Source organism: Rhizobium sp. K33 (assembly GCF_056501445.1).
Map to the genome: position 1 here is coordinate 2,800,006 of NZ_CP096478.1, position 23,116 is coordinate 2,823,121.

General features: G+C 62.7%; 18 protein-coding genes. 11 read left to right on the forward strand and 7 right to left on the reverse strand.

Translation table 11 applies throughout. The features are described from left to right. Positions 1 to 103: 103 nt before the first annotated feature. The 5 genes from xylA to M1E12_RS13740 form a co-directional block, all read right to left on the reverse strand. The gene (gene xylA / locus M1E12_RS13720; RefSeq protein ID WP_479562169.1) at positions 104 to 1,414 is read right to left on the reverse strand and encodes a xylose isomerase; all 1,311 of its coding nucleotides are present in this window, start codon (positions 1,412 to 1,414) and stop codon (positions 104 to 106) included. Positions 1,415 to 1,558: 144 nt separating this feature from the next. Beyond that, positions 1,559 to 3,007, reverse strand: coding sequence for a xylulokinase (gene xylB / locus M1E12_RS13725; RefSeq protein ID WP_479562170.1), 1,449 nt, complete (start codon positions 3,005 to 3,007; stop codon positions 1,559 to 1,561). 23 nt (positions 3,008 to 3,030) lie between these two features. After that, positions 3,031 to 4,056 carry a LacI family DNA-binding transcriptional regulator gene (locus tag M1E12_RS13730; protein ID WP_479562171.1) on the reverse strand — a complete coding sequence of 342 codons (1,026 nt, stop codon included), beginning with the start codon at positions 4,054 to 4,056 and terminating at the stop codon, positions 3,031 to 3,033. A gap of 165 nt (positions 4,057 to 4,221) precedes the next feature. Next, positions 4,222 to 5,802 carry a DHA2 family efflux MFS transporter permease subunit gene (locus M1E12_RS13735; protein ID WP_479562172.1) on the reverse strand — a complete coding sequence of 527 codons (1,581 nt, stop codon included), beginning with the start codon at positions 5,800 to 5,802 and terminating at the stop codon, positions 4,222 to 4,224. Between the two features lie 34 nt (positions 5,803 to 5,836). Then, positions 5,837 to 7,024 (reverse strand): HlyD family secretion protein, encoded by a 1,188-nt coding sequence (locus M1E12_RS13740; protein ID WP_479562173.1) that lies wholly within the window; start codon positions 7,022 to 7,024, stop codon positions 5,837 to 5,839. A 176-nt stretch (positions 7,025 to 7,200) separates the two neighbouring features. On the opposite strand from M1E12_RS13740, the gene M1E12_RS13745 reads away from it, so the two are divergent. The 5 genes from M1E12_RS13745 to lysS all read left to right on the forward strand — a co-directional run bounded on the left by M1E12_RS13745 (position 7,201) and on the right by lysS (position 14,242). Beyond that, complete coding sequence (locus M1E12_RS13745) at positions 7,201 to 7,866, forward strand: TetR/AcrR family transcriptional regulator (protein ID WP_479562174.1); 666 nt, start codon at positions 7,201 to 7,203, stop codon at positions 7,864 to 7,866. 113 nt (positions 7,867 to 7,979) lie between these two features. Beyond that, entirely contained in the window at positions 7,980 to 8,738 is a 759-nt protein-coding gene (locus M1E12_RS13750) for a TerC family protein (RefSeq protein ID WP_113461086.1), read from the forward strand. 147 nt (positions 8,739 to 8,885) lie between these two features. Continuing rightward, positions 8,886 to 10,655, forward strand: coding sequence for an SLC13 family permease (locus tag M1E12_RS13755; protein ID WP_479562175.1), 1,770 nt, complete (start codon positions 8,886 to 8,888; stop codon positions 10,653 to 10,655). Between the two features lie 462 nt (positions 10,656 to 11,117). Next, the gene (gene gltX / locus M1E12_RS13760) at positions 11,118 to 12,575 is read left to right on the forward strand and encodes a glutamate--tRNA ligase (RefSeq protein ID WP_479562176.1); all 1,458 of its coding nucleotides are present in this window, start codon (positions 11,118 to 11,120) and stop codon (positions 12,573 to 12,575) included. 170 nt (positions 12,576 to 12,745) lie between these two features. Then, on the forward strand, positions 12,746 to 14,242 hold the full coding sequence (gene lysS, locus M1E12_RS13765; protein ID WP_479562177.1) for a lysine--tRNA ligase: 1,497 nt from the start codon (positions 12,746 to 12,748) through the stop codon (positions 14,240 to 14,242). Between the two features lie 129 nt (positions 14,243 to 14,371). On the opposite strand, the gene M1E12_RS13770 is transcribed toward lysS, so the two are convergent. Next, the gene (locus tag M1E12_RS13770; RefSeq protein WP_479562178.1) at positions 14,372 to 15,943 is read right to left on the reverse strand and encodes a hypothetical protein; all 1,572 of its coding nucleotides are present in this window, start codon (positions 15,941 to 15,943) and stop codon (positions 14,372 to 14,374) included. A gap of 248 nt (positions 15,944 to 16,191) precedes the next feature. Between M1E12_RS13770 and M1E12_RS13775 the strand changes: the two genes are divergently transcribed. From M1E12_RS13775 to M1E12_RS13790, 4 genes are read left to right on the forward strand one after another with little or no spacing between them, the layout of a single operon-like run. Then, positions 16,192 to 17,076: a metal ABC transporter substrate-binding protein gene (locus M1E12_RS13775; RefSeq protein ID WP_479562179.1), complete on the forward strand. Its 885-nt coding sequence runs from the start codon at positions 16,192 to 16,194 to the stop codon at positions 17,074 to 17,076. Then, positions 17,073 to 17,960 carry a manganese/iron ABC transporter ATP-binding protein gene (locus tag M1E12_RS13780; protein WP_479562180.1) on the forward strand — a complete coding sequence of 296 codons (888 nt, stop codon included), beginning with the start codon at positions 17,073 to 17,075 and terminating at the stop codon, positions 17,958 to 17,960. Before M1E12_RS13775 ends, M1E12_RS13780 begins: the two co-directional genes overlap by 4 nt. Further along, complete coding sequence (locus tag M1E12_RS13785; RefSeq protein WP_479562181.1) at positions 17,941 to 18,849, forward strand: metal ABC transporter permease; 909 nt, start codon at positions 17,941 to 17,943, stop codon at positions 18,847 to 18,849. The genes M1E12_RS13780 and M1E12_RS13785 overlap by 20 nt, the downstream gene beginning before the upstream one ends. Further along, positions 18,846 to 19,688, forward strand: a complete 843-nt coding sequence (locus tag M1E12_RS13790) for a metal ABC transporter permease (RefSeq protein WP_479562182.1) — start codon at positions 18,846 to 18,848, stop codon at positions 19,686 to 19,688. Before M1E12_RS13785 ends, M1E12_RS13790 begins: the two co-directional genes overlap by 4 nt. Here M1E12_RS13790 and M1E12_RS13795 read toward each other — a convergent pair. After that, positions 19,685 to 20,581: a DMT family transporter gene (locus tag M1E12_RS13795; RefSeq protein WP_113461092.1), complete on the reverse strand. Its 897-nt coding sequence runs from the start codon at positions 20,579 to 20,581 to the stop codon at positions 19,685 to 19,687. The genes M1E12_RS13790 and M1E12_RS13795 overlap by 4 nt on opposite strands. Positions 20,582 to 20,765: 184 nt before the next feature. Between M1E12_RS13795 and M1E12_RS13800 the strand changes: the two genes are divergently transcribed. Beyond that, on the forward strand, positions 20,766 to 21,674 hold the full coding sequence (locus M1E12_RS13800; RefSeq protein WP_136538057.1) for a LysR family transcriptional regulator: 909 nt from the start codon (positions 20,766 to 20,768) through the stop codon (positions 21,672 to 21,674). Between the two features lie 280 nt (positions 21,675 to 21,954). Continuing rightward, positions 21,955 to 23,112, forward strand: coding sequence for an ABC transporter substrate-binding protein (locus M1E12_RS13805; RefSeq protein ID WP_136538056.1), 1,158 nt, complete (start codon positions 21,955 to 21,957; stop codon positions 23,110 to 23,112). Positions 23,113 to 23,116 lie beyond the last annotated feature (4 nt).

Below are 23,116 nucleotides of genomic sequence, written 5' to 3' on the forward strand. Positions count from 1 at the left end.
TGGTAGATCCTCGGGACAAGCCCGAGGATGACGACGGTTGAACAATGCAAAAGGCCGGGACGCTTGCGCGCCCCGGCCCCAGCCGCACTCGTACACCCAGCAATCAAACGTAGCGATTGACCACGTTTTCGAGCAGTTCCTGCTTGCCGGAGACCGGCTTCGGGTTGATGTTCTGGCTTTCGACGCGGGCGGCGATGGCGTCGAGGCTTTCTTCGCCGCGCAGCATCTTCTGGTTCTCGGCCTTGTCCCAGCCGGCATAGCGGTTGGCGAGAGGCGTTGACAGGGCCTTATCTTCCACCATCTTGGCGGCAGCCTTCAGACCACGAGCGCAGCAATCCATGCCGCCGATATGACCGATCAGCAGGTCTTCCGCGTCGAGCGACTGACGGCGCAGCTTGGCGTCGAAGTTTGTGCCACCGGTGGTGAAGCCGCCAGCCTGAAGAACCTGATAGTAGGCCAGCGCCATTTCCGGAACATTGTTCGGGAACTGGTCGGTATCCCAGCCGGACTGGTAGTCGTTGCGGTTCATGTCGATGGAGCCGAAGATGCCGAGCGCATTGGCAAGCGCCAGCTCGTGCTCGAAGCTGTGGCCGGCGAGGATCGCATGGCCCTGCTCGATGTTGACCTTCACTTCCTTTTCGAGACCATAATTCTTCAGGAAGCCATAGACTGTCGCGACGTCGTAATCGTACTGGTGCTTCGACGGCTCCTGCGGCTTCGGCTCGATCAGGATCGCGCCCTTGAAGCCGATCTTGTGCTTGTATTCGACCACGAGGTTGAGGAAGCGGCCCATCTGGTCCATTTCCTTCTTGAGGTCGGTGTTGAGCAGGGTCTCGTAGCCCTCGCGGCCGCCCCACAGCACATAGTTCTCGCCGCCAAGCTTCTGCGTTGCGTCCATGCAGGTCTTCACGGTCGCGGCTGCGAAGGCGAAAACATCAGGATCCGGATTGGTGGCCGCACCCGACATATAGCGGCGATGCGAGAACATGTTCGCCGTGCCCCAGAGGAGCTTGACGCCGGTCTCTTCCTGCTTCTTGGCGAAGTAGTCGACGATCTCGTTCAGATTCTTGGTGTTCTCGGCAAAGCTGTTGCCCTCAGGGCGAACGTCGGCATCGTGGAAGCAATAGTAAGGCGTGCCGAGCAGCTGGAAGAATTCGAAGGCCACATCGGCCTTCATCTTCGCCGCATCCATCGTATCCTTGAACCACGGGCGCTCGAAGGTATTGCCGCCGAACGGGTCGGTGCCCGGCCAGACGAAGGTGTGCCAATAGGCAATCGCAAAGCGCAGATGGTCTTCCATGCGCTTGCCGAGAACGACTTCGTCCGGATTGTAGTGGCGGAAGGCCAGCGGATTGGTGCTGCCTTCGCCTTCATATTTGATCTTCTGGATGTTGCCGAAGAAACCTGTGCTCATGGGTAGTCCTCCTTGGTGTGTTGTGACCACCCTCCCCTTGAGGGGGAGAGTCGGACCGTAAGGTCCGGGGTGGGGTGAAAGTGGGGGATCACCCCCACCCGCTGCTTGCGCAGCGACCTCCCCCCTCAAGGGGGAGGTGGACGTTCAAATCCCGCGGATCGCCGGATAAAGCGCCCGATAACGTCCGTAAGCCGTCTCATAGGCCGAGGTCAGCGCCCTGACCGGCTCGACCGTCTCCGCCGTTTCCGGCGCGGTGCAGACCGAAAGCGGATCGGCTCCCGTCGCGGCGATCAGGCCCAGACGAGCCGCACCGAAGGCAGCCCCGAAGTCGCCGTCAGCGGGAATATCGACCGGCATGTCGAGTGCCGTCGCAATCGAAGACAGCCAGTAGCGCGAGCGCGAACCACCACCGATCGCCGTCACGCGGTCGATCTTGGTGCCGGCGGATTTCAGCGCCTCGAGGCTGTCGCGAATGGCGAAGGTCACCCCTTCCAGCACCGCCTGGGTCAGCACCGCGCGGTCGCTCTCATGGCCAAGCCCGATAAAGGCACCCCGGATCTTCGCATCATTGTGCGGCGTGCGTTCGCCCGAGAGGTAGGGCAGGAAGGTCACCCCGGTCGGGGGCTTCAGCGCATCGCCGAGTTCACCGGTCAGTTCGCCCGCAGATTTGCCGGTGACGCCAGAATGCCAGTTGAGCGCGTCAGTGGCCGAGAGGATGACGCCCATCTGGTGCCAGGTCTTGGGGAGAGCGTGGCAGAAGGCATGCACTGCACTTTCCGGCTTCGGCAGATAGGAGGCATTGGCCGCAAAGAGAACACCCGATGTCCCCAGCGAAACAAAGGCCTGGCCTTCCGCAACGGTCCCCATGCCACAGGCGGAGGCCGCATTGTCCCCTGCCCCACCGGCGACAACGACATCAGAGCCGAGGCCCCATTTTTCGGCCAGCTCGGCACGCAAGGTGCCGGCGCGATCCGTCCCCTCAACGAGGCCCGGCATCTGCTCGACGGTGAGGCCCGTGGCCTCCAGCAACTCACTCGACCAGGCGCGCTTGCCGGTGTCGAGCCAGCTGGTGCCGGCCGAGTCCGACATGTCGGAGAAATATTCACCCGTCAGCCAGAGGCGCAGGTAATCCTTGGGCAGGAGCACCTTGGCCACCTCGCTGAAGGTATCGGGCTCGTTGTTCTTCACCCAGGCCAGTTTCGGTGCCGTGAAACCGGGGAAGACGATGTTGCCGGTCAGTGCCCGGAAGCGTGGATCGGCATCGAGGCTTGCCGCTTCCGCATGGCTCCGCGTATCGTTCCAGAGAATGCAGGGCCGCAGCACCCGATCCTTCGCATCGATCAGTGTCGCGCCATGCATATGGCCGGAAAGGCCGATGCCCTTCACCGCCGCCAGTTCCTTCGGATGCGAGGCCTTGAGCGCAGCAACGGCCTCTTCCGTGGCGCGCAGCCACTCGCCCGGCGCCTGCTCCGACCAGCCCGGATGCGGCCGCTGTACGGTCAAGGCCGCATGGCCGACGCCGATGACCTGCTGCGCATCATCGATGAGCATCGCCTTGACGCTGGATGTGCCGAGATCCAATCCGAGATACATGGGTGTCCTCCGTTCCTCTGCCTTCAGGGCAGATTGTCCTTCAAGAATATGTCGATACGAATGCGCTCCTGGGCAGCCACGACCGGCAGCCCGTCGGCCTTCGCCTTCAGGACGCGGATGGCGCTGCGCACCTCGTGGCCTGCGTCCTGGTTGAGCACCGCATCGATCAGCCCCGATTGCAGGGCATCGCGGGTCGTGTCCGTCAGCTCATGCGCAATGACGACGGGACGTCGCTCGCCCGGCAAGCGATCCAAAGCCCTCACCAGACCGCGATTGCCGGCGCCGAGGCTGTAGAGCGCGACGATATCGTCCCGCTTCGAAAAGAGCGCCGCGACCAGCCGCTCCACGGTGACGGGATCGTCCCGCCCTTCGAGCACCGGCAGCAAATCAAGTCCGGCATAATCGGCGGCCATCACGGAGGCGAAGGCATCGCAACGCTCCCGGTGGTCACGCACCATCATGGAGCCGGCGAGCACGCAGACCTTGCCCTGGCGACCGCCGGCAAAGCGCCCGAGCAGGCTGGCAGCCGTTCGCCCTGCAGCGGCATTATCGATCCCGGCATAATGATCGCGACCGGTTCCGGAGAGATCAGAGACCAGCGTCACCAGCGGAATGCCAGCAGCCGATATCTCCGCTGCGGCCTCGGCCACGTCGGGCGCATCGACAGCGACGAAGGCAATACCGGCAGGCTCCTGCGTCGCGGCCTCTCTTAAGGCGGCCGCCAGTGCTGGCGCATCGAATGCGGGCACATCGACAATGCGGATCGCGATGCGCTCCACGGCAGCGCGCGCGCTCGCCTCTTCAAGCGCTAGCCTCAGGCCGCGCATGAAGGAATTGTCGTTCGAGGGAATGATGAAGGTCAGCGGATAAACGCGCCCCTTGGCGAGGTTCGCGGCCGCCACATCGCGCACGAAGCCGAGTTCACTGACCGCCTGATCCACCTTCTCGCGGGTACGCGCGCTGACCCCCGGCCGCCGGTTTAAAACCCGGTCGACGGTTGCAAGGCTGACGCCCGCGCGGCTTGCGATGTCATGGACAGTCGGCTTCATAGTCTCCTCCGGCGCCTGTCCTACACCAGTCGCTGAGGTACGTAAATCAGAAATCTGATGTACGTACCTCTATTGCCACAAAAAAAACAGGCCGCCCGAAGGCGGCCTTGAGGCTTGGAGATCCTGGGCAGGATGGCGAGGCAAGCTTACGCCGGGATGATCCTGTCAGTGCCCGGAGCCGGCCGGCGCTGCCCCCTTCGGCTTCTTCAACAGCAGCACGAGGAAGATCAGCGCGACGAAAAGCACCGTCAGCCCCATGAAGACGTCGATGAAGGACAAGAGCCAGGATTGCTGCGTGACGACGCCCGAGAGCTTCTTGATGGCGACTGCCGTTCCATCGAGGCCATAGCTGTCATAGTTCGTACCGACACTCGCAAGCCAGTCGAGAGCCGCCTGGTTGCTCCAGGAGAGCTGCTCCGAAAGCCGGGCATAATGGTCATCGGAGCGCTGTGTCAGCATGGTGTTGATGATCGCGAGCCCCACGGCGCCGCCGAGGTTACGGGTGAGGTTGAACAGGCCGGACGCATTCTTGATGCGGTCCGGCGGAAGAGTCCCGAGCGCCAGATTGTTGATCGGGACCATGCAGATCATCAGCGAGCAACCGCGCAGGATCTGCGGCACGAGCAGCTCGTAGAAGTCCCAGTCCGCCGTCATGCCGGTCATCATATAGGTACCGAGCCCGAAGCCCCCGAAACCGATCATCATCATGACGCGCGGATCGAGCTTGTTCGACAGAGCCCCTGCAACAGGCGCCGTCAGGAACATGGCAGCACCGGAAACGAACATCGTTTCACCGATCATGAGCGAGTCATAACCGCGGATGCGTCCCAGATAGAGCGGGTAGAGATAGGTGAGACCGTAAAGGCCAACCCCCATGACGAAGGAAAAGAGCGAACCGAAGGCGAAATTGGCGTTGGAAAAGGCTCTGAGATCGACCACCGGCAACTCGACCTTGAACACGCGCCAGAAGAAGATTGCCCCACCGATCACCATGGCGATGGTGCCCATCACGATGTGATGGTCGTTGAACCAGTCCTTGTTATTGCCCTCCTCCAGCACGAACTCCATCGTTCCCAGGAAGACCGCCATGGAGGCAAGCCCCCACCAGTCGAACTTCTTCAGAAGCTTGAGATCCGGCTTGTCGAAATCGATCAGACTCCAGGCAGCGGCTGCGACCAGCACGCCAGGAATGACGTTGATCAGGAACAGCCAGTGCCAGGACATCGCATGGCTGATGTAACCGCCGATCGTCGGACCGATCGTCGGCGCCAGCGTTGCCACAAGGCCAACCATGGGCGACACGATGTTGCGCTTGGACGGCGGGAAGATCGTGAAGGCGGCCGCAAAGACGGAGGGGATCATGCCGCCACCGATGAAGCCCTGGATCGCGCGATAGACGATCATCTGCTCGATGTTCGTCGCGGTCGCACACAGCGCGCTGGCAAGCGTGAACCCGGCAGCACAGAAGGTGAAGAGTACCCGCGTCGACAGGATGCGCGCGAGCACGCCCGAGAGCGGGATCATGATGACTTCGGCAATCAGGTAAGAGGTCTGCACCCAGGCGATCTCGTCGGAACCCGCACCGAGACCGGCCTGGATTTCGGAGAGTGAGGCCGAAACGATCTGGATGTCGAGGATCGACATGAACATACCGAAGACCATCGCCAGAAAGGCGAAGACGCGTCTCGGATCCATCGGCTCCTCGGCGGGAGCCGAGGGCGCGATATCTGTCGTGACTGCGGCCATGACACGGCCCTTTCGATAACGTCAGCCGGTGATGTTACTTCGCGGCAAGCGCCTGGCCGTCAGGGGCCGTGCGGGTGTCGACGTCGACGATGACGCTGAGGCCGGCGCGTAGATGGCCACCGGCGAGAGCATCCTTGGGCAGCGCGATGCGAACGGGCACCCGCTGCACGACCTTGGTGAAGTTGCCGGTCGCGTTCTCGGCCGGCAGCATCGAGAAGATGGCACCCGATGCAGGAGCGATCGACGTAACCGTGCCCTCGAGCGGCTGGTCGCCATAGGCGTCGACATGGATCGACACCTTGGAGCCCGGCACGAGATCGGCGATCTGCGTTTCCTTGAAGTTCGCCTCGATATAGAGCTCGCTGGTCGGAACAAGCGCTGCAAGCCGCTTGCCGGCAGAGACGAGATCACCGGCCTGAACGGCCAGATTGCCGACAACGCCGTCATAAGGCGCCTTGAGGACGGTAAAGTCTAGGTCGCGCTTTGCCTTATCGATCGCCAGCTGCTGCAGGCGCACGGTGTTCAGCGCTTCCTCGCGCTGCGCCTTGAGGATCGAAAGATTGGCATTGGCGGAATCCACGGCAGCCTGGCCGGCAACGAGATTGGCGCGCGCCTGATCCAGCGCCACCTTGGCATTGTCGAGATCGGCCGTGGTGCCGACGGACTTGGATGCAAGCTCGCTCGCCCGATTGGCCGTGATTTCGGCGCCGCGGACCGAGGCTTCCAACGCTCCGAGCTGGGCCTGGGCCTGGGCCACACTGGCCTCTCCGCCGATGATCTGGGCGTCGATCCGCTTGACCGACAGCTCAGCCGTCTCCTTGTTCGCCACAGCCTGGTCGTAAGCGATCTGATAGTCGCCGCCGTCGAGCGTCACGAGCGGTTCACCCGCGCGGACGAACTGGTTGCTGCTCACATTGACCGTCTGGACATAGCCCGACACCTTCGGCGAGATGATGGCGATATCGCCCTCGATATAGGCATCCTCAGTCGACACCATGAAGCGGCCATTGGTCCACCACTCATAACCATACCACGCGCCACCGGCGAGCAGTGCTGCCAGGATGACGGGCAGCACCGGACTGCGGCGCTTCGGCTTCGAGGGAGCGGCTTCCGGAGCCGGATCTGGTACCCCGGCTTCCGTTTCGGTCACGGGCGCGGCCTCATTCCGATCGACTGGAGTAGGAGTGGAACGAAGGGCGGTGGATCTTTGCGTCGATGACATGGTGGAAACCAGGGATGGGTTGAATTTATTCGAACTGAACCGTTCGGTTCGATTGACATATAGGTTTCGCTAACGCATATCAAGGCATAGAAACGCGGATTTTCACTGAAGATCCCTCTAAGTTAATTTTTGATGGCGTGATGCCGAGGCAGACGATGAAACAGGAAGAGATCACAATGGCAGTCCCCGAGGGCTGCGGTGGGGTCGGCCGGTTCGCGGCGGGTGCAGACCCGGTCAAGCGAGGCCAGATCCTGGACGGCGCGAAGCGCGTTTTCATGAAGCTCGGCTACGACGCCGCCAGCATGAACGACGTCACGCGCGAAGCTGGCGTGTCGAAAGGCACCATCTACGTTTACTTTCAGAGCAAGGAAGATCTTTTCGGCGCTCTGGTCGAGCGTGAGAAGAGCGCCTTCGATGCCGCAATTCGCCAGATCCTGGCAGAAAGCGCCACTGTCGAGGAAGGCCTGCGCCGCTACGCGCTCGCCCACGCGCACTTCATTCTCGACACCGAGATGATCCCCACCATGCGCATTCTGATGGGCGTGCTGGACCGTATGCCGGCCCTCTGTCAGCGCTTCTTCGCCTCGTCGCCGACCAATATCAAGGTTCTGTTGCAGGACTATATTGCAGCGGCGCATGAGAAGGGCGAGCTCGACGTCGAGGACAGCGACCTAGCGGCCCGTCAGTTCATCGACATGTCCACGGCGGGTTACTTCAAGAAGCGCCTCTTCAATGACATCCCGGTTCGTCCGGATGACAAGGAGATCGAGCGGGTCGTCGATTCCGGCCTGCGGATGTTCATGAACTTCTATGGTCCGAAAAACACGGAACCCCGTGCCTGATCACTGAGGGAACTTTGTTCCGTCGGGGGACTTTTATCGGCGGCTTGCCAATACCCAAGATATGCCGCATGTCTTGGGTCCCCCCCTCCGTTTGATCAGCACGGAAGACAACAATGCAGGATATCCTTCTTCTCCTCCAGGACCCCGCCGCCTGGGTCGCCCTCGTGACGCTCGTCGTCATGGAAGTGGTTCTCGGCATCGACAACCTCATCTTCATCTCCATCCTGACCAACAAGCTGCCGCAGGAGATGCGCGAAAGGGCCCGCCGCATCGGCATCGGGCTCGCACTCGTCATGCGCCTGGCCTTGCTCGGCACCGTCGCCTGGATCGTCCAGCTGACCACGCCGGTCTTCGAGGCCTTCGGCCACGGCTTCTCGTGGAAGGACATGATCCTGATCGCCGGTGGCCTCTTCCTCGTCTGGAAGGCCACGAAGGAAATTCACCACAATGTCGATCCGATCGACAAGGAAGAGGATTTCATCGCGTCCACGGCGTCGACGACCTTTGCCAGCGCGATCGGCCAGATCCTGCTGCTCGACCTCGTCTTCTCGATCGACAGCATCATCACCGCCGTCGGCATGACGCCTCATCTGCCGATCATGGTCGTGGCCGTTCTTGCCGCCGTCACCGTGATGCTGGTGGCTGCCACCCCGCTTGCCAACTTCATCGAAAAGAACCCGACGATCGTCATGCTGGCACTCGCCTTCCTCCTGATGATCGGCACCACGCTGATTGCCGAAGGCATGGGCTTCCATGTCCCGAAGGGCTATGTCTACGCCGCCATGGCCTTCTCCGCACTGGTGGAGGTCCTGAACATGTTTGCCCGCCGCAAACGCGAGCGCGACCGCCTGTCGAAGCAAGTGGTCCATTGAGGATACCGGCTTTAAACAAACTGAAAGGCCCATCGCGAGATGGGCCTTTTTTACGGGAGCAGTGGCCACGGACACGGATCGCCTCTTGCCGGACCTGCCGCAAGCGCTTACGCCTTCATCGATGATCCGCACTCTTGCCGGAGCCCCATGACCTACGAGCAAATTCTCGCCTTCAGCCTCATCGCCTTGATGATGGGCGCGTTTCTCTGGGAGAAGTTCCGCTACGACGTCGTGGCCTGCGTGGCCCTCGTCGCGGCCGTTGCCCTCGGGCTGGTGCCGGCCAGCGAAGCCTTTTCCGGCTTTTCGGACGATCTCGTGATGATCGTCGGCAGCGCTCTGGTGGTCAGCGCCGGCGTGGCGCGCTCAGGCGTCGTGGATCTCGCCATCAAGCGCTTCTTTCCGGCCTTGAGCTCCCTGCACGGGCAAATGCTGCTCTTGCTGGTGACAGTGACCGTGCTCTCGGCCTTCATCAAGAATATCGGCGCGCTCGCCATCATGATGCCCGTCGCTTTCCAGTTTGCCCGCAGATCCGCTGTCACGCCCTCCGTCTTCCTGATGCCTATGGCATTTTCGGCCCTTCTCGGCGGCCTGATGACGCAGATCGGCACCTCGCCAAACATCGCGGTTTCGCGCCTGCGCGAGGAACTGACTGGCCAACCCTTCACGATGTTCGACTTCACGCCCGTCGGCGGGACCCTGGCCCTTGCCGGCATCCTCTTCCTGATCTTTTTCTACTGGCTTGTGCCACGCCGCGAGAACCAGAACCCCTCGCTGCAGGAAGCGCTGGAAGCCTCGAGCTTCGCCACTGAGGCAATGATCACGCGCCAATCGCCCTTCGTCGGCAAGACGCTCCATCATCTCCTGCAGGCGGCCCATGGGGATGTCGTTGCCACGGCCATCCTGCGCGGGCATACACGGCTCTCGCCCTTTCCGGATGTCCTGCTGCATGAGGAGGATACCCTCCTGCTGGAAGGCCCTTCCGAGGCGCTCGACCGCATCGTCTCGCAGGGCAATCTCAGCCTCTCGGGCAACACGCAAGGCGACCGGAAAAAGCGTGGTGACATTTCCTCCGTCGAGGCGGTCATCGGTCGCGGCTCGCCGCTGATCGGACAGACGACCAGCGAGCTCTCGCTGGTGCACACCTATGGGGTCAACCTCCTGGCCGTCAGTCGCCAGGGCAAGCGCATCCGCGAGCGCCTCGGGCAACTGACGCTGCGCTCCGGTGACGTCGTGGTGCTGCAGGGCCTGCGCCAGCAGATGCCCGCCATCCTCACAGAGCTCGGCTGCCTGCCGCTCGCCGAACGCGAAATCCTGCTCGGCACCAGCCGCAACATCTTCATCCCGCTGGCGATCCTGGTGGTCGCCATGGGGTCGACGGCCCTCGGCCTCGCTCCGGTTGCCATCGCCTTCTTCGCGGCCGCTCTGGCCATGGTAGCCTTCGGCGTGTTGCCGGTGAGCGAGGTTTACCGTGCCGTCGACGGGCCGATCCTCGTGATGCTGGCAGCGCTCATTCCGGTTGCAGATACCCTTCGCACATCAGGCGGCAGCGATGTCATCGCCGGCTGGCTGAACGCGGTGGCTGGCGGTATGCCGGCCTGGGGCGCGGTCGCCATGATCCTGCTCACCGCCATGGCTGTGACGCCCTTCCTCAACAATGCGGCGACCGTTCTCGTCATGGCCCCGATCGCCGCGAGTTTCGCCACAGGTCTCGGCTACAAGCCGGAAGCCTTTCTGATGGCGGTCGCGATCGGCGCGGGGTGCGACTTCCTCACCCCCATCGGCCACCAGTGCAACACGCTGGTCATGGGTCCCGGCGGCTATCGCTTCTCGGACTATCCGAGGCTCGGCCTGCCTCTGTCGTTTCTGATCGTGGTGGTCTCGGTCCCAGCACTTCTGATGGTCTGGCCGGTCAGCTAGCCGCCTTTTGAAACGGGGAAAAAACGCAAAGAAAAACCTGCGTCGGCGGGACGCAGGTTTTCCTTGGGGGCGGGGACTTGGGGGAGAGCACAGGCCGGACGGTTAAGGGGCTCGCCTGCCATTTCGTTGGCCACGGAGAGAAACCGGAAAAACCTCCATGTTCCCCATATCCCGTCGCGTCCGGTTGGCACGGCCTGCGCTCTGTTCTCAAGAACGCGCGCCCAGCCTCCGGGTTCCGGCCCTCGAAAAATAATTTTGAAGTTTTTTCGGCAGGGCCACCAAAGGGCCGGCATCCGTGGTTTTTCTTGACGCACGGCGATGAATATGGCCTAAGGCCACCCGGTGGAACAGGCCGCCCGTCCGGGCGCAAACCTGCATCACGCAGCCATCATCGGCAGTCTCACAATTTTCGGTCCGGCGTTCAGGCGCCAGGTCCCCCGCACGCACCACGAGCTGAATTCCATGACCACATCAGGCGTCCGCGTCCGCATCGCACCCTCCCCGACCGGCGAGCCCCATGTCGGCACCGCCTATATCGCGCTGTTCAACTACCTCTTCGCCAAGAAATTCGGCGGTGAGTTCATCCTGCGCATCGAGGACACCGACGCGACCCGCTCGACGGCTGAATTCGAGCAGAAGGTGCTGGACGCGCTGAAATGGACCGGCCTCACCTGGTCAGAAGGTCCCGATGTCGGCGGCCCCTACGGTCCCTATCGCCAGTCCGAGCGCAAGGACATCTACCGCCCCTTCGTCGAGCAGATGGTCCGCGACGGCGGCGCCTTCCGCTGTTTCTGCACGCCCGAGCGGCTGGAGCAGATGCGCGAAGCCCAGCGTGCAGCCGGCAAGCCCCCGGGCTATGACGGGCACTGCCTCAACCTGAAGGCCGAAGAAGTGACCGCCCGCATGGAAGCCGGCGAACCCTCCGTCGTGCGCCTGAAGGTGCCGACCGAAGGCTCCTGTGATTTCCACGACGGCGTCTATGGCGACGTGTCGATCCCGTGGGAAAGCGTCGACATGCAGGTGCTGCTCAAGGCCGACGGCATGCCGACCTATCACATGGCGAATGTCGTCGACGACCACCTGATGAAGATCACCCACGTCGCCCGCGGCGAAGAGTGGCTGGCATCCGTGCCGAAGCACATCCTGATCTACAAGCATCTCGGTCTCGAGCCGCCTGTCTTCATGCACCTGTCGCTGATGCGCAATCACGACAAGTCGAAGCTGTCGAAGCGCAAGAACCCGACCTCGATCTCCTATTACTCCGCTCTGGGCTACCTGCCGGAAGCGCTGATGAACTTTCTCGGCCTGTTCTTCATCCAGATCGCCGAAGGCGAAGAGCTGCTGACCATGGAAGAGCTGATCGAGAAGTTCGATCCGGACAACCTCTCCAAGGCAGGCGCCATCTTCGACATCCAGAAACTGGACTGGCTGAACGGCCGCTGGCTGCGCGAAAAGCTTTCGCCGGAGGATTTCGTCGCCCGCACGCTCGACTGGGCCATGGAGAATGATCGACTGGTCGAAGGCCTGAAGCTTGCCCAGAGCCGCGTCACCAAGCTCGGCGAAGTCCCGCCGCTGGCCGGTTTCCTGCTGGCTAACGATGTTGGTCTCACACCCGCTTCCTTCGGCGGCTTGAAGACCAGCCCGGCCGAGACGCTCGAAATCGTCACCACCGTTCAGGCGGATCTCGAAAAGATCCTCGAATGGAATGTCACGACCATCGAGGAAGAGCTGCGCGCGATCTCCGATCGCATGGGCAAGAAGCTCCGCGTCGTCACCCCGCCCCTCTTTGTCGCCGTCTCGGGCAGCCAGCGTTCGCTGCCGCTGTTTGACTCAATGGCGCTGCTCGGCCGCTCGGTCGTGCGCCAACGCTTGAAGGTGGCAATCCAGGTCCTAACCGCGATGGCGGGTGCGCAGAACTGAGGGAAAGCCCCTCCCCCTTGTGGGGAGGGGTTGGGGAGGGGTATGTGCCCCGAGCAAGACGCCTCCCCTCCCCGTCGCTTCGCTCCGACCCTCCCCACAAGGGGGAGGGTTAACCGAGCAAGCCGCACCGGCCAACTGAAACGAACACAGCCGCAAGAGGCATTCACACGATGACCGAACAGACCACCGAAACTGCCCTCTCCTCCGACCCGACGGAAGTCCGCCGCCAGAAACTGGCGCTGCTGCGTGAACAGGTCGGCGACGTCTATCCGGCGCATTTCCACCGCACGATGACCAATGCGGAATTTGCCGAGAAATACGCAGGTCTTGAGCTGGACGAAACGTCTGAAGACATCGTCACGGTCGCCGGCCGCGTCTATTCCTCGCGCAATTCGGGCATGTTCATGGACATACATGACGCCTCGGGCAAGATCCAGATCTTCTCCCACAAGGACACGACCCCGGAAGAGGCCCGCGCGCTTCTGCCGATGATCGACCTCGGCGACATCATCGGCGTCAAGGGCCAGGTCCGCCGCACCAAGCGTGGCGAGCTGACGATCAACGCCCATGAAATCACCATGCTGACCAAGACGCTTCTGCCCATGCCGGAGAAGTATCACGGTCTGGCCGACATCGAGCTGCGCTATCGCAAGCGCCATCTCGACATCCTGACGAACGAAGAGTCGAAGCTCCGCTTCCAGCAGCGCTCGAAGATCGTCTCCGGCATCCGCCGGTTCATGGAAGGAGAAGGCTTCCTCGAGGTCGAGACGCCGATGCTGCAGACGGTCTATGGCGGCGCCACTGCCGAACCTTTCAAGACCCACCACAACACGCTGAAGATGGACATGTATCTGCGCATCGCGCCGGAACTGTTCTTGAAGCGCACGCTGGTGTCGGGCCTGTCCGACAAGGTATTCGAGGTCAACCGCAACTTCCGCAACGAAGGTGTGTCGACCCGCCACAACCCCGAATTCACCATGATGGAATGCTACTGGGCCTATGCCGACTATGAGGACATCATGGGCCTCGTCGAGCGCATGTTCGAGACGTTGGCCGTCGCGATCCACGGTTCGAGCGACGTCACCTATGGCGACAAGACGCTCTCCTTCAAGGGGCCCTTCAAGCGCGTGCCGATGCCGGACGCCGTCAAGGAAGCGACCGGCATCGATTTCCTGGCGATCAAGACCGACGAGGAAGCCCGCGCCGCCGCCAAGGTCGCCGGCTTCGAAGTCGAGAAGGACTGGACCTGGGGCGAATGCCTCGCCTTCATCTTCGAGGAAAAGGTCGAGGGCACGCTGATCCAGCCGTCGCATGTCACCCATTTCCCGAAGGACATCTCGCCCTTCGCCAAGGAAGTGCCGGGCGAGCCGCGCCTCGTTGAGCGCTTCGAGACCTATTGCAACGCCTGGGAAGTCGGCAACGCCTTCTCCGAGTTGAACGACCCGGAAGAGCAGCGCAAGCGCATGGTCGAGCAGCTCGAACAGGCCCATTCGCGCGGTGAAAAGGACAAGCAGCTCGACGACGAGTTCCTTGACGCGATCGACCAGGGCATGCCGCCCGCGGGTGGCCTCGGCATCGGCGTCGACCGTCTGATCATGCTCTTGACCAACGCCCCGTCGATCCGCGACGTCATCCTCTTCCCGGCCCGCCGCAACAAGACCGACTAAGCCGGATCATCCCGGAAAAGACAAAAGCCCCGGTCACAAGCCGGGGCTTTTTCGTTTGATCAATTGATGGTCCGAGGGGCCTCCGCGCCTAGCATGAGCACTCAGGCCAACGCGCAGCAGCGGTTGGTGTCAGTGCCCCGCCTCGGCATGCTCGTCGCCCGTGGCCGTTGCCTTTGGCGGCAGGATGGCTTCGTCTTCGGCAGGCATGTCGTGACCGCCGGCCGCGTGATCGTCGCTGGGCTTGGCGGCATGATCCTCTGCAGCCGGTTCATGCGCATCCTTGGCCGCACCATGCTCTTCCGGCTTGGCCGCTGACGGCGAGGCGGTGTCGGGCGTGATCGGCTGGGCGCGCATCTTTTCCAGCCATGCGGCGCCATGATCGGCACTCGCAGCACCGTCAGCGCCGTGGCCTTCTTCGGCCTTCGCGGCCTTCTCCTCGACCGGCGCGTCCTCTTCCGAGCCGCCGAGACCCACCATCGACTTCAGCGAGCTGAACCAGCCCTCGTCCGCTGCGGGCGTTTCTTCTGGAGCGGCCTCATGTCCGGCAACGGCGTCCGCACTCTGCTCATGGGCACCGGCATCGCCGCCATGCGCCGTCTCTTCGGTGGTCGCGTGTGTTTCCTCGCCATGCGCCACCGGTGTTTCGCCATGGTCAGAGGCCTCGCCATGCGCGGCGGCAGCAGGTTCTTCGCCGTGAGCAGCCGGTTCGGCTGTCGCGTGCTCGCCTTCAGCATCATGGCCGGCATTGCCATGTGCGACAGCAGCCGGTTCCGCATGATCCTCGGCCGGCGCCTCGTGACCCTCGGCCACGGCACCATGGCCGTCAGCGGGTGCTGCATGGCCATCCGCCGGTGCGGCATGTCCCTCGGCCGGGGTCTCGTCTCCACCGAGACCGACCATGCCCATCAGCGAGGCCATCCAGCCCTTGCTTTCTTCCGCGCCGTGCTCGGCAACGGGCGTTTCCTCACCATGCTCGCCGGCAGGTGCCTCGCCATGGCCCTCAGCCTCGCCGTGCCCACCCGCATCTCCGTGACCATCGGCTTCGCCATGTCCGGCCGCTTCGCCATGTCCGTCGGCGCTCTTCTCGCCATGCGCATCCGCCGCCCCATGGCCGGCATCGCCATGGCCACCGGCCTTCTCCCCATGGCCGTCGCCTTCCGGCACCAGCACCTCGGGTTTCACGCAGTCGGTCTGGTCGTTGAGCCGTGCAACGAGTGCCTGGATGTCGTCTTCGAGCATGTCCACGCGCTCGCCGAAGAACTCGCCATTCGGCGCCGCCGATCCATCGACATACCGCGCCGTCAGCACCCGCGCGGAAACCTCTTCCGGCACATGGCTCGGATCCGGCACATAGATGACATCGGCGCCAACCGCACGTCCGCGCATGCCCGCGCGATCCTTCGGCCCGTTGGCATCGAGCACGACCACCTGCACGAGGTCGGCCTTCTTGGTTTCCTGCGATGCCTTGGCGACCCGCAGCGCCGTCTTGACGCGCGTCAGCCCGTCGCCGGGTTCGTTTGTCGTGATGAACTTGCGCACCCAGAAGCGGTCCTTCTTCTGGATCTCGACCGTCTTGACTTCGGTGCATTCGAGGCCGTTCAGCTCGGCATAGGAGGGCCCGAGAAGCTTGTCGGCGCCGATATAGACGGCAGCGGCACCCGTGCCGCCGAGAGTGACGAGCACCCCGCCCAAAATCAGCATGAGCTTTCGTGAAAGGTGGATCTTGGGCACCTTCACGCTTGGAACTCCGCCATGACACCGTCCCGACTGTTTACGCAATACTGAAGGCGACCATACCCCCCTCTCCTTGCGGAACCTTTAACCCCGCCTTTTCAAATCGGGACAGCAGTCGCTCCCAGAGTTTTTGCGAATGATTTGCAAGAGCATTGACAACGACGCGAAGCGCTATAGATTTTAATGCGAATGACTTGCAAGAACAGGAATGGACCATGGTAAAGCTTGCGTGCCGTCTGTTTGCCCTGGCGCTCCTCGTGCCGGGAGCAGCCTTTGCCGATGACAAGCCGAAGGTCGTCACCACCTTCACCGTGATTGCCGATATCGCGCAGAATGTTGCAGGCGATGCCGCAACTGTTGAAAGCATCACCAAGCCCGGCGCTGAGATCCACGGCTACCAGCCGACACCGCGCGATATTCTCAAAGCCCGCGATGCCGATCTCGTCCTGCGCAACGGCCTGAACCTCGAAGCCTGGTTCGAGAAATTCCTCGCCAATCTCGGCGATGTCCCGACTGTTACCGTCAGCGACGGTGTCGAGCCGATTGGCATTGCCGGCGGCGCTTATGACGGCAAGCCGAACCCGCATGCCTGGATGTCACCGGAAAACGCGCTGATCTATGTCGAGAACATCCGCAAGGCGTTGACGGACATCGATCCGGCCAATGCCGCGATCTACGAAGCCAATGCGCGGACCTATTCGCAGCAAATCAGCGCCGAGATCGAGCCGATGAAGGCGGAGATCGCCAAGATCCCGGAAAACGAGCGCTTCCTGGTGACGAGCGAAGGCGCCTTCTCCTACCTCGCCCGCGATCTCGGAATGCAGGAGCTCTATCTGTGGCCGATCAATGCCGACAGCCAGGGCACGCCGCAACAGGTGAAGGCTGTCGTCGACCAGGTGATCGAAAACAAGATCCCCGTCGTATTCTCCGAGAGCACCGTCTCCGACAAGCCGGCCCAGCAGGTCGCGGCGGAAACCGGCGCCCGTTATGGCGGCATCCTTTACGTGGATTCGCTGAGTGAGCCTGACGGTCCGGTCCCGACCTATCTGGATCTCCTGAAGGTGACGGTCTCGACCATCGTGAAGGGATTTGCCGGATGATCATGGGATCGGGCGGAAGACGCAGTCGCGAAGGGATCGCCGCTGAGGATGTGACGGTCACCTATCGCAACGGCCACACGGCCTTGCGCCATGCAAGCTTTGCGATCCCGCCCGGAACGATCACCGCCCTTGTCGGCGTCAACGGCGCCGGCAAGTCCACCCTCTTCAAGGCGATCATGGGCTTCGTGCCGGTTGCCTCAGGCGAAATCCGCGTGCTCGGCATGAGTGTCCGCGAAGCCCTGCGACAGAACCTCGTCGCTTACGTCCCCCAGGCGGAAGAGGTCGACTGGAACTTCCCCGTTCTCGTCGAGGATGTCGTCATGATGGGCCGATACGGCCATATGAGCTTCCTGCGCATTCCCTCGAAGCGAGACCACCAGATGGTCGAGGAGGCACTCGCCCGAGTCGGCATGTCCGACTACCGCAAGCGGCAGATCGGCGAACTCTCCGGCGGCCAGCGCAAGCGCGTCTTCCTGGCCCGCGCGCTCGCCCAGGAGGGACAGGTCATCCTGCTCGACGAACCCTTCACCGGCGTCGATGTCACCACCGAGGAACAGATCATCGGATTGATGAAGGACCTGCGCGCTGAAGGCCGTGTGATGCTGGTTTCCACCCACAATCTCGGCAGCGTGCCGGATTTCTGCGACCGCACCATCTTCGTCAAGGGAACGGTGATTGCCTCCGGCAAGACCGAGGACACCTTTACCGAAGACAACCTCAAGACCGCCTTTGGCGGCGCACTGCGCCACTTTGTGCTCGCAGGCCGCGACCTACACGACGACGATGACGGCCGCGAAGTCACCGTTATCACAGACGACGAACGTCCCTTCGTCATCTACGGCCAGCCGAAACCGGGAGCCGCTGATGCTCGTGATCCTGGCTGAGCCCTTCACCTATGACTACATGCGCAACGCCATTCTGGTGTCTGCGCTGGTCGGTGGCGTCTGCGGCTTCCTCTCCGCCTATCTGATGCTGAAAGGCTGGTCGCTGATCGGCGATGCGCTCTCCCATGCCATCGTGCCCGGCGTCGCCGGCGCCTATATGTTGGGCCTGCCCTTCGCCTTCGGCGCCTTTCTCTCCGGCGGGATGGCAGCTCTCGCCATCCTCTTCCTGAACCAGCGCACCAAGCTGAAGGAAGACGCGATCATCGGGCTGATCTTCACCTCCTTCTTCGGCCTCGGCCTGTTCATGGTGTCGATCTCGCCCGTGTCGATCGACATCAAGACCATCGTGCTCGGCAATATCCTCGCGATCTCTCCTGCCGACACGCTGCAGCTCGTCCTGATCGGCGGCGTCAGCCTTCTCGTGCTGACGGTGAAGTGGAAGGACCTGATGGTGACCTTCTTCGACGAGAACCACGCCCGCTCGATCGGCCTGAAGCCGGAGCGCCTCAAGGTGATCTTCTTCACTTTGCTTGCTGCCTCGACCGTCGCCGCCATGCAAACCGTCGGCGCCTTCCTCGTCATCGCCATGGTGGTCACTCCCGGTGCCACCGCCTACCTTCTGACCGACCGGTTCCAGCGGCTGATCCTGATGGCGCTCGGCATCGGTGCCGGCACCAGCTTCGTCGGCGCCTATGCGAGCTATTTCCTCGATGGCGCCACCGGCGGCATCATCGTTGTCCTGCAGACGCTGATCTTCCTAGCAGCCTTCCTCTTCGCCCCGAAGCACGGCATGCTCGCCGCGCGCAGCCGTGCGCGTGAAGCACTGCAGCCCCTGCCCCAGGCAGCCGCGGCAGAACCACATCGCCTGCCCGAGGAGCGCCCCGCATGAGCGAAACCCTCGAACTCGCCCTCCTCCCCTTTCAGCTGCCCTTCATGCAGACGGCCTTCATCGTTACACTGATGATCGCGGTGCCGATGGCGCTCCTCTCCTGCCTGCTGGTGCTGAAAGGCTGGTCACTGATGGGAGACGCCGTCTCCCATGCCGTGCTGCCGGGCGTCGTCATTGCCTATATCGCTGGCATTCCGCTTGCCATCGGTGCCTTCGTCGCCGGCCTCTTCTGCGCGCTTCTGACCGGCTTCATCAAGGAGAACAGCCGCATCAAAGAAGACACGGTGCTCGGCATCGTCTTTTCCGGCATGTTCGGCTTGGGGCTCGTGCTGTATGTGCAGGTCGAAAGCTCCGTGCATCTCGACCACATCCTTTTCGGCGACATGCTGGGCATCCTGCCGTCGGACCTGATCGAGACGGGCCTGATCGCGCTCTTCGCCACGGCCTTCCTCGTCCTCTTGCGCAAGGATCTCCTGGCCCACGCCTTCGATCCGCAGCATGCCCAGGCGATCGGCCTCTCCGTGCGCCTGCTGCATTACGGTCAGCTGGCCGTGCTCTCGCTGGTGGTCGTCGGCGCCTTGAAGGCCGTGGGCATCATCCTCTCGGTCGCGATGCTCGTCGCCCCCGGCGCGATCGCCTTCCTGCTGACCAAGCGCTATGCGACGATGCTCCTCACGGCCGTCATCGTCGCCGTCACGTCCTCGCTTGCAGGCATTTATTTGAGTTTCTTCATCGACAGTGCGCCCGCGCCGACGATCGTCTTGATCATGAGCGCCATCTTCGTCGTGGCTTTCCTGATCGGCCAGGTGCGAAATCGAAAGACGGAAGCGAGCGCCTAGACGCGGCCGACTTCCTCGGCCCGCCGTGCGCGTCGTGACACCACCCATTCCCGCCACACGGTGAAGAGCCCGGCGCCCACGACGATGACGGCGCCGACAACCGTGTTCCAGCGCAGCACCTCGCCGAAGACAGTCACCGCGATCATCGCACCCAGCACCAGCTGCCAGTAGGAGATCGGCTGGACGATCACCGCGTCGAGGTTTTCATAGGCCTTGATCAGCGACAGGTGGCCGATGATGCCGGTGCAGCAAAGCCCGATCATCAGAGCCCATCCCGCCGGCGTGAAGGGCGTCCAGAAGAAGGGCCCGAGCAGGTTCGAGCCGATGAAGCCGACGATTGCGAGATAGAAGAAGCTGGTCGATGGCTGGTCGTCGCGGCTGACGAGGCGGGTGGCGATGCCATAGATCGCGCCGAGCACCGCGCAGATCAGCGGCAGCCAGATATAGGAATTGAACCCGTCGCTGCTGGGCGACAGCATGATCACCACGCCGACGAGGCCAAAGAGAATGGCCGTCCAGCGCCGCCAGCCCACCGTCTCGCCGAGGATCGGCATGGACAGGAGCGCGACGAAGATCGGCCCGGCCGCAAAGATCGCCTGGCTCTGGGCAAGCCCCACCTGCGTGAAGGCGACGATCGAGATCAGGATCTGCGAGAAGAGGATCAGCCCGCGGAGGATCTGCAGGAACGGTCGCTTCGTGTTGACCGCCACGCGAAGGCCACCGCTGGAGCGCATCGCGAGGAACAGCGCGAAAGCGACGAAGGCCCAATAGCGCACCATGGCGACTTGCACCGGCGAATGGGTCTCGCCGAGATGCTTGGAAAGGCCGTCCTGTATGGCAAAGACGGAAAAGGCGGTGAAGGTGAAGAGATAGCCGAGCGGCGTCGATTTCATGGGGCGAAGGGAACTTTGCACGAGGAGGGATCCGTGGACGAAGCAACGGCGCGGGCGGTCTGATCCTACACCGTGACTGCGCCTTGCCTAGTGCAGTTTTGCACAGCTGCCCTGCAACCTGACAACCACTCGCACGAGATCGAGCCCGCCTTGCCTCGAACCGGGCGGCATGCTTGAAAGAGCCATGGCCTTCACCCTCCGCCAATTGCAGTATTTCGTCGCCGTCGCCGAGCAGGGATCGGTCACGCGTGCGGCCCAGAACCTCTCGATCTCCCAGTCCTCGGTGACCGAGGCAATCAAGGAACTGGAGGGCGATCTTGGCGTCGAACTCTTCGAGCGCCATCCGCGCGGCCTGACCATCACCTATAACGGCCACCAGTTCCTGCGCCACGCAACGAAGATCCTCGCTGACGTGTCGGACGCCCGCAACGTCTTCACCGAGACTCAGAACAGCACCGGCGGCACCCTCAATATCGGCGTCACCTCGCTCGTTGCCGGCTACGTGCTGTCGGACCTCCTCGCCCGCTATCGCCGCGCCTGCCCGGGTGTCGAGGTCTCGGCGATCGAGGACAATGGCTCCTATCTCGAACATCTCCTGATCGGCGGTGAACTCGATGTCGCCGTCATGGTCATCTCCAACCTGCGCGACCGCATGGCGCTGCAGGCCGAGATCCTGGAAACCTCGCCCTATCGCCTCTGGCTGCCCATTGGCCATCCGCTGGTCTCGGCCGATATCATCTCGATTGCCGATATCACCAAGGAACCGCTGATCATGCTGACGGTTGACGAAATCGAGGAGAACACCGGCAAGCTCCTGTCGGCGCTGGGCGCCCGCCCGCATGTCGCCTTCCGCACCCGCTCGGTCGAAGCGGTCCGCAGTCTGGTTGCGACCGGCGCCGGCGTGGCGCTGCTCCCAGACCTCGTCTACCGCCCCTGGTCGCTGGAAGGCGACCGCATCGAAAGCCGCGACGTGTCCGGCGCCCTGCCGGTGGTGCAGGTCGGCATGGTTTGGCGCAAGGGCTCGAGCCTGCCGCAGTCGGCACGGGATTTCGTGGGGATCGCCGAGGCGAGCCGCAGTGGGCGGGTGAGGTAAACTGTAGTGATCGCCCCTCATCCGGCTGCCGCCACCTTCTCCCCGCGGGCGGGGAGAAGGCCGGTGCGGGCGCGCCTTGCCCCTTCTCCCCGCCCGCGGGGAGAAGGTCCCGGCAGGGGGATGAGGGGCTTGAAGAATACAAAGCCACACGCGCCCCATCGGAAAAACCGATACCGCCATTCTGACGAATGAATTTGCGAATGCGGTAAAATCGCGGCAACTTTTTCTCCGGGAACAATAAGGGGCACGCAAAGCGGCCTCACAACCGGGAGACCTCGCGATGAAATCTCTTCTGAAGTCTTGCACTGTCCTTGCCTCCGTCCTCAGTCTGACCACGGCCGCCGTTGCCCAGGAGCCGCTGAAGGAGCTGGGTCCGGGCGAAGGCGCGCTGTCCATCGTTGCCTGGGCCGGCTATATCGAGCGCGGCGAAACCGACAAGAATTTCGACTGGGTCACCGAATTCGAGAAGAAGACCGGCTGCATGGTCTCGGTGAAGACCGCCGCCACCTCGGATGAAATGGTTGCCCTGATGAACGAAGGCGGCTTCGACCTCGTCACCGCCTCGGGCGATGCGTCGCTCCGCCTCGTCGCGGGCAAGCGCGTCCAGCCGATCAACACCGCGCTGATCCCCTCCTGGAGCACCATCGACGAGCGCTTGCAAAACGCCCCCTGGCACACCAAGGATGGCGTCCATTACGGCACCCCCTATGTCTGGGGCCCGAACGTCTTGATGTACAACACCAAGGCCTTCGGCGACAAAGCGCCAGACAGCTGGAACGTCGTCTTCGAAGAGATGACGCTCGCCGACGGCAAGTCCAACAAGGGCCGCGTCCAGGCCTATGACGGCCCGATCCACGTGGCCGACGCCGCCAACTACCTGATGTTCCACAAGCCGGAACTCGGGATCAAAGACCCCTTCGAGCTGAACGAAGATCAGTACAAGGCAGCGCTTGATCTGCTTCGCGGCCAGCGCCAGCTCGTCAGCCGTTACTGGCACGATGCCTTCATCCAGATCGACGACTTCAAGAACGAAGGCGTGGTCGCCTCCGGCTCCTGGCCCTTCCAGGTCAACCTCCTGAAGGCCGACCAGCCCGTCGCTTCGGTTTTCCCGAAGGAAGGTGTCACCGGCTGGGCAGACACCACCATGCTGCATGCCGACAGCGAACACCCGAACTGCGCCTATATGTGGATGGAACATTCGCTCTCGCCCAAGGTCCAGGGTGACGTCTCCGCCTGGTTCGGCACAGTTCCCTCTGTTCCCGCCGCCTGCAAGGGCAATGCGCTGCTCGGCGACGAAGGCTGCAAGACCAACGGCTACGAGAACTTCGACAAGATCAAGTTCTGGAAGACCCCCGTCTCCAAGTGCGAAAGCCAGGGCGAATGCGTCCCCTACCACCGCTGGGTCTCCGACTATATCGGCGTGATCGGCGGACGTTGATCTT